The 6,857-nt window shown below is 64.2% G+C and carries 5 protein-coding genes and 1 pseudogene; 2 read left to right on the forward strand and 4 right to left on the reverse strand.

Annotated elements, in window-relative coordinates:
- The first annotated feature begins 55 nt into the window (after positions 1-55).
- Positions 56-1,435, forward strand: a complete 1,380-nt coding sequence (locus JHD67_RS11495) for a M20/M25/M40 family metallo-hydrolase (RefSeq protein WP_199099320.1) — start codon at positions 56-58, stop codon at positions 1,433-1,435.
- Between the two features lie 46 nt (positions 1,436-1,481).
- Here JHD67_RS11495 and JHD67_RS11500 read toward each other — a convergent pair whose 3' ends face one another.
- Positions 1,482-2,195: a helix-turn-helix transcriptional regulator gene (locus JHD67_RS11500; RefSeq protein ID WP_199099321.1), complete on the reverse strand. Its 714-nt coding sequence runs from the start codon at positions 2,193-2,195 to the stop codon at positions 1,482-1,484.
- Positions 2,196-2,278: 83 nt separating this feature from the next.
- Between JHD67_RS11500 and JHD67_RS22345 the strand changes: the two are divergent.
- A pseudogene (locus JHD67_RS22345) lies at positions 2,279-2,425 on the forward strand (flavin reductase family protein); the annotation flags it as partial.
- A 122-nt stretch (positions 2,426-2,547) separates the two neighbouring features.
- Here the strand turns inward: JHD67_RS22345 and tssI are convergent.
- The 3 genes from tssI to JHD67_RS11515 form a co-directional block, all read right to left on the reverse strand.
- Positions 2,548-5,094, reverse strand: a complete 2,547-nt coding sequence (gene tssI / locus JHD67_RS11505; RefSeq protein ID WP_199099322.1) for a type VI secretion system tip protein VgrG — start codon at positions 5,092-5,094, stop codon at positions 2,548-2,550.
- Positions 5,095-5,319: 225 nt separating this feature from the next.
- Positions 5,320-6,408, reverse strand: a complete 1,089-nt coding sequence (locus JHD67_RS11510; RefSeq protein WP_199099323.1) for a hypothetical protein — start codon at positions 6,406-6,408, stop codon at positions 5,320-5,322.
- Positions 6,405-6,662 carry a PAAR domain-containing protein gene (locus tag JHD67_RS11515; RefSeq protein WP_199099324.1) on the reverse strand — a complete coding sequence of 86 codons (258 nt, stop codon included), beginning with the start codon at positions 6,660-6,662 and terminating at the stop codon, positions 6,405-6,407. Before JHD67_RS11515 ends, JHD67_RS11510 begins: the two co-directional genes overlap by 4 nt.
- Positions 6,663-6,857: the final 195 nt, after the last annotated feature.

Raw genomic sequence — 6,857 nt, forward strand, 5'->3', positions numbered from 1 at the left:
CGGCGCACGTCAGCGCGTAGTAAGGTTGCGGCTTCGCCATCACCGGAAGCCGCCCGTGTCCCGCCGAATCCTCGCGCTCGCCGCGCTTATCACCGCTACGTTTGCCGCCCAGGCCACCGATCTGCCGGCGGTACCGCGCGAACAGCCTTCGTTGCAGGCACTGGCCACTGCACCGAGTGAGGCGGAACTGCACGCCACCATCGAAAAGCTGGTGAGTTTCGGCACGCGGCACACACTGTCCGATACGCAATCGGATACGCGCGGCATCGGCGCCGCGCGGCGCTGGGTCAAGTCGCAGTTCCAAGCCATTGCCAAGCAGTGTGGCGGTTGCATCGATGTGGTGACACCGTCACAGACCTTCACCGGCAAGCGTATGCCCCAGCCCACCGAGGTGATGGATGTGGTGGCGATCAAGCGCGGCAAGGGCGACCCCAAGCGCGTGATCGTGATGACCGGGCATCTGGATTCGCGCGTCACCGATGTGATGAACGCCACCAGCGATGCGCCCGGCGCCAACGACGATGCCTCCGGCGTTGCCGCGCTGATGGAAGCGGCGCGCATTCTCTCCAAGCAGGACAACGACGCGACCTTGGTGTTCGCCGCGCTCTCGGGCGAAGAGCAAGGCCTGTATGGCGGCAAGGTGCTGGCCGACTACGCCACCGCACAAGGCTGGCAGGTGCAAGCCGACCTCAACAACGACATCGTAGGCAATAGCCGTGGCCAGAACGGTGTGCGCGACAACACCACCGTGCGCATTTTCTCCGAAGGCACCAAGACCAACGAGACGCCCGAGCAGGCCAAGTACCGCGCTTATCACGGTGGCGAGGTGGATTCGCCTTCGCGCAACATCGCCCGCTACATGGAGCGCATCGCGAACGCGTATCTGCCCGATCTGCGCGTGCGCATGGTCTATCGCACCGACCGCTACAGTCGCGGCGGCGACCAAGTGCCGTTTCTCGAAGCCGGCTACCCGGCCGTGCGCGTGAGCGAAGGCCACGAGGATTACACCCATCAACACCAGGATCTGCGCACCGAGAACGGCACCGTCTACGGCGACACTATCGACGGCGTGGACTTCCGTTATCTCGCACGCGTCACCGCGCTCAATACCGTCACCATGGCCGCGCTCAGCCGCGCGCCCGCGCCGCCCAGTGGCGTGAGCACGGAAGGCGCGCTCGCCACCGACACCACCGTGCGCTGGAAGAAGGTGCCAGGCGCTGCCGGTTACGTGGTGCATTGGCGCGACACCACCGCGCCGCAATGGCAGTACAGCCGCGCCGTGGGCAACGTGGACCAGGCCTCGATCAAGGATGTGGTGATCGATGACTGGTTCTTCGGGGTGTCTGCCGTATCCGCCGATGGCTACGAAAGCCCGGTGGTGTTCCCCGGCGATGCCGGCAGCTTCGAGCGCTCGCCCGCGCCCAAGACGCCATAAGCCGCACGCACCGGGCGCGCGGAATGCCAGGAGGTAGACGCCGCGCTCAACCGGTCAGCCCGACCGACTCCCAACGCACACCGAGCGCGTTCAAGCAGCGCAGGCCCTCGTCGCTCGGTTGCAACGCGCGGCTGTCGGTGCGTCGACGCAGCCAGCCGGCGGCGAGCAGGCTGTCGGTAAGCGAGACGCCAAGCGGGCCGCCCAGATGCAGGCGCCGCTCGGTCCAGTCGAGACATCCGCGCCCCGCCAGGGGCAGCAAGGCGTCGATCTGCACCGCATCCAATCCTGCCTCCACCAGCGCATCGGCGCCCGCTCGCTGCAGGCGCAAGCCTTCGCCAGTGGTTTGCAGGTAACCGCGCGCCAGCAGTGCATCACACAGACCCACCCCCAGCCGCCCCGCCAGATGGCGATAGCAGGTGCGCGCCAGGCGCAGGGGACGATCGGCGGCCGCCGGCTGCGGCAACACGGGCCGTGCGCGCGGCAACGCCAACGCCTCAAGCAACGCGCCTACCTCGTCATTGGCCAGCCGGTAATAGCGATGCCGCCCCTGTTCATGCACGGCGAGCAGACCACCTTCCAGCAGGCGTTTCAGGTGCGCACTGCCGGTAGCGGCACCCACGCCAGCCGCACGCGCCAGCTCGCCAGCGGGACGCGCGGTGCCGTCGATCAGCGCCAGCAGCATCGCGGCACGGGCGGGCTCAGCCAGCAATGCACCGATCTCGGCGAGCTGATAGCGGCTGGCGGCGAGGGTGTCGTTCATGCATGAAGTCTAACGCGGCGACTCGCGCGAACCTTTCGTCGGACGACGAAACATGCGTGGTTTCGTGCAACCACACTGGCGACATGGATATGTATCGCTCCCCCGCCAGCCGCGTCATTCACCCCTCCATCCTCTATTTCGGCACACCGGTGCTGCTCATCACCACGCGCAATCCGGATGGCTCGACCAATATCACGCCGATGTCGTCCGCCTGGGCGCTAGGGCGAAGATGCGCTGAGCCGTCGGCGCGGCGAAGCATTTCTACGCCCCCGGAACTCATTTCTTTTGGAGCCGGGCGACTTGGGGCTGTGACTCCAGTCCCCGGTGCCGGCGGCCCCACCTGCGCCGTCCATTAAGCTGGATCACCATACGCAGCCTGTGCCATGGTGGCATCGTCCACATCATGCAGGTCGATATGGGCCACATGCATGGCGTCTTTCTGCAGCAGTTTTGTCATGCCCGCTGCCGTGGTGACACCCTTGATGATGTCGCCGTTGTTCATGGTGATGCTGTACGGCTGGTTGGGCACGGGCCGGACACCGTCTGCCATGGTCACCGCAAAGTGTCGCTGCGTATCGCCTACATCGAACTCGGGCAACGCCATCGTCTGGCTGGCGGCGCCCTGCATGTCATAGGTATCCGCCTTGACGCGAAATGTTCCCGGGCAGCCCATTTCAATGTCGCCATTCTTGAGCGTGATGTACGCTCCATCGCACAGAAAGGTGATGTGCTTCTTCGCCACCGCCAGGATGTGGTCTTCCGTGGCGAATAATTCCACGCTCTGCTTCGCTTCGATGTGCGCGCTCCCCGACTGGGACTGCAACCACGCATCGCCTTGGTGGGCGATCTGCCGTAGGTCACCCCCGTGCGCGAACAAGCCCAGGCCCTGGCCCGCATTCAAGGCCATGGCCTGGCCGGCGGTGAGCTGCAGGTTCTTTTGAGCCACGCTGTCGACATGCTCACCCGCTGCCAGCGTGATGGATTTGGGCGTGCCAGCCGCGATGCCTGCTGGACTACTGAGCGCAATCACCGGCTCAGCGCCGCCGGCGCCGCGTTCGTCGTTGGCGCCGTGACCAAGATCGCGAACGGCATGCGTCAGTTGTTCTTGCGGTGCGGCATCGTGTGCAACGCCCTGGTGCTGGCCCGCGAAGTCGCCGAGCTGCCTGGCCAGATCCAGCGCGGCCTCCAGGCATTGGATCAGCTCGGCGCGACTGAGCTGACCGCCTTGGGCGTTCGCCTGGCCGTCAGTGGATAGGAGCAAACCCTTGGCCGCGCGGAGGGCGCCACGTTCGTCGGTACGCAGTTCGAAGCCCTCGCCACGCGGCGCGCCACCTTGAGGACGCGGATGCGTGAGGTAGCCCAGATGGAGCGCGGTGGCACCGTGATCGCTCATCAAGGCGGCACTGATCTGCTTGGACGTATCGTCCAGCCGTAGCTCGTTGGCACGCTGGCCCTTGAGTTCGCGGCTGCGAATGGGGCTTAACGCATGGAACTTGGGCAACTCGTACGGCGGCGGGTTGACAGCCGGGTGCGTGCGCCCGGTGATCAGCAATTGGTCCGGGTCTCCGTCGAGAAAGCTGACGACTACTTCTTGACCAATACGCGGAATGGCCATGTGGCCCCAGTTCTGTCCAGCCCAACTCTGGGACACGCGCACCGGGCACGAACTGTGCTCGTCCTCCTTGCCGTCGCGGTCCCAGGGGAATTGAACACGGACGCGCCCAAATTCGTCACAGAACACCTCCTCCCCCACCGGGCCGACGACCGTCGCAATCTGCGGTCCGTCGATACGCGGCTTGGGTATGACCGGCGGACGCCATTCGACGCGATCGGGAATGATTTCCGCCTCGTACTGGTAGAAGGTACCCTGGGTGGCATCCGCGCTCTCCTCCTCCTGGCTGGTGCTTTGCCTGCCCCGATGCACCATGCGTACGGTGCGCCAACCCGTATTCCACTCCTCGCGCGGATGCTCGACGAGGTCAAAAGCAAACCCTGGGGCAAGCCGTGCGTCATCACCAACGATATGCGCCACCTGGGCATCGCGTCGCAACGAAAGCAGGCGCGTCTCGGTGAAGAGCTTGCCCGCCTCATCGAGCTTGTAACGACCGGGATAGTCATAGCGCTCGTACTCGGTTATCTGGTTGGCAAGGCCTGGAGCGCGATAGGTGTGCTGCTGGTTGTAGCGTGGATTCTTGAACGTGTAGTCGCGCTGGGTCTGCAGCGCGGTGCGCACTTGCTCGGTATAAGTGAAACCCGTAATGCACGGCAACGCCTGATCACCGCCCGGCGTAGCGTTGTAGGCCACGGCGCCGCCTTCGGTCACCCCTTGGACATAGAGGTGATCCGAGTGCACAAGGCGGTGACTGTTCGCATCGCTGACGATGGCGTAGTAGAAGCCTTCTTCGCTGCTGATGCGCTCGAAAAAATCGAGGTCTGTCTCTCCCGGCTGGCAACAATATTCTCGAGGAAGATGTTCGCGGTGCAGAATCTGTTCGACGCCCACCACGCCCGAACGCTTGAGTATCTCCATCGCAATGGCGGGCACGGTTTTCTGCTGGAATATTTTCCAGTTGGAGCGCAGCGCTGCCCGCGCCAACAAGGGCTCCACCCGCACGCGATAGCGCGTTCTGCGAAAGCCGGTGGCGCCTTGCGAGGCGCTTGAAATGACACCGTGGATATGCCGCGTGGGCTTGCCGTTCTGCCAGATGGTAAAGCGCGCTTCTCCTTCCAAGAGCGCACCGAAGTCCAGCGCCGGGTCGGGACTGGTCAGCTCCACGTCCAAGCAATAGATCTCGGAAAGGCCTTCCGTCAACGTAAAATTGACCACATCCGCCAGCCGCGGCGCGCGATCACTCGTCGTATGGACGAGTTCAAACGTAAAACGCACATCCTTTGGCACAACGCGATCCTCACAGGAATGACCTCGCCACGATGGCGATGTCGACCGCCTAGCGCATGTCGGGCAGCCCTGAAAATCACGTCGCCCTCGCGCGCGAGCCATTCGCCACCGTATTGAAAGGGCGCCGCGCGGCCACTGGCGCCACCACCGCTTGCCGAGCGGCAAGAAGTTGCCCGACATGCGTAACGACCACCTTGCCCGCCGCATCCGAGTCGGCCGTCCCGACTAAACCCCACGCTCACCCTTGTCTCCGCCGGCCCGATAGCGCAAGCGCGCCTTGGACGTGCGGCTGGACAACTTGTTCATGTGCGCGCATTCAGCGCACCAACACCCTCTCCGGATGCTAGAAATCGGGGCGTACCAGGCATGCCCTCGATGACACAGCCAATGCAGCTTGCTCAGCGCGGTAACGTACTCCGTGGAGAGGCATCGGCCCCCGCGATCTGCCGCCATCTTGTGCGCCACCTCCATGCCGAGCCGCCGCCTGCTGTCAAAGCATGCGCGACACCAGCCACCCACCAGAATGCTGGCGCCCTTGGCCGACCACTCGTGCCCGCTGGCGCAGCGAAAGCGGTAAGTGGCGTTGGTACCAGCGTAGGTAGCATCCAAACACTCGCCGCCACGATCACGCGCTGCCGCGTGAATACGCGGCAGCCCATCCGACAACAGCTTGCTTTGCGTCGTACGCGCATAGAAGCACCACGGACACCAGGCCTCTTGGTGCAGGATCGTCGTGCCCTTGCTTTCCCACTCATGCCCCTGATCGCAACGAAACCGATAGCGATTGCGCGCCCCTTGATAGTCGGTGGCTAAGCACTGGCCACCTCGCGCCGCGGCGGCGCGCTTCAAGCGTTGCAAACCATCGGCCAGCCATTGCCGGCGTCGCGTGGCTTGCGCGCTGCATGCAGGGCAACGCAGGGTTTTCGCATGGATCACGCAGCCTTTGCGCGTCCACGCATGACCCTTAACGCAACGAAAGCGATGCATGGCGTCGTAGCCCAACCATGCGGCCTCCAGGCATACGGCCGCAGCGTCACCCGCCAAGGCATGCAGCCTCGCCGTGTGATCAAGCCCCACGCACTCCGGACACTTGGGGTGCCGCGTCACCAACACGCCTTGCAGGTTTCTGGTGAACGCGTGGCGTTGCTGGCATTGAAACCGATAGTTGGCCGAGCGCCCCCGCCAAACCTGATCGAGGCATTGAAAACCCAGGCTGGCGAGCTTATCGCCCAGTCCCGCGTAACGATCCACGATGGGGTGCGGGGCGCGGTGCTTGTCCTCCAGCATCATCGCCATACCGAACGTGTCGCTCAAGGATTCAGGCTTGACAGCAATTGCGCACCGCAGCTGGTTCGATGGCTGTGCATCGCCACGGCCTGCCCCTGCCAGAGGTACGTCGTGTCGCCTTCCACAATCTGCGTAAGGCCACAGTGGGGACACGCTACCTGATCGCCGACAATGACCACCACGCGCCCATCAATGCGCCAGGGGCGGGATACCGGAAGCACCTTGCCGCCATGCGTCGTCTCGTCGCCCACGCGAACGGGCCGTTTACCGGGAAAGTTCATGCTTGCTCTCGCTACCTTTCAGGTCTCGGCGCTCATCCGCACCCAGCCGCGACTGCGATGGGGGGCGTGCCACACACGCTCACTTCTTGAGCCATTCGTCGAGGTCCACGCGGGGGCCGCTGGCGATAAAGTCATCCAGCGCCTTCTGTTCACGGACGACCTTTTCCTGATCGATCGGGCGCGGGTAGACCTCTT

The sequence above is a fragment of the Dyella sp. ASV21 genome (genome assembly GCF_016428975.1).
In the GTDB taxonomy this organism is placed as follows: Bacteria; Pseudomonadota; Gammaproteobacteria; order Xanthomonadales; family Rhodanobacteraceae; genus Dyella.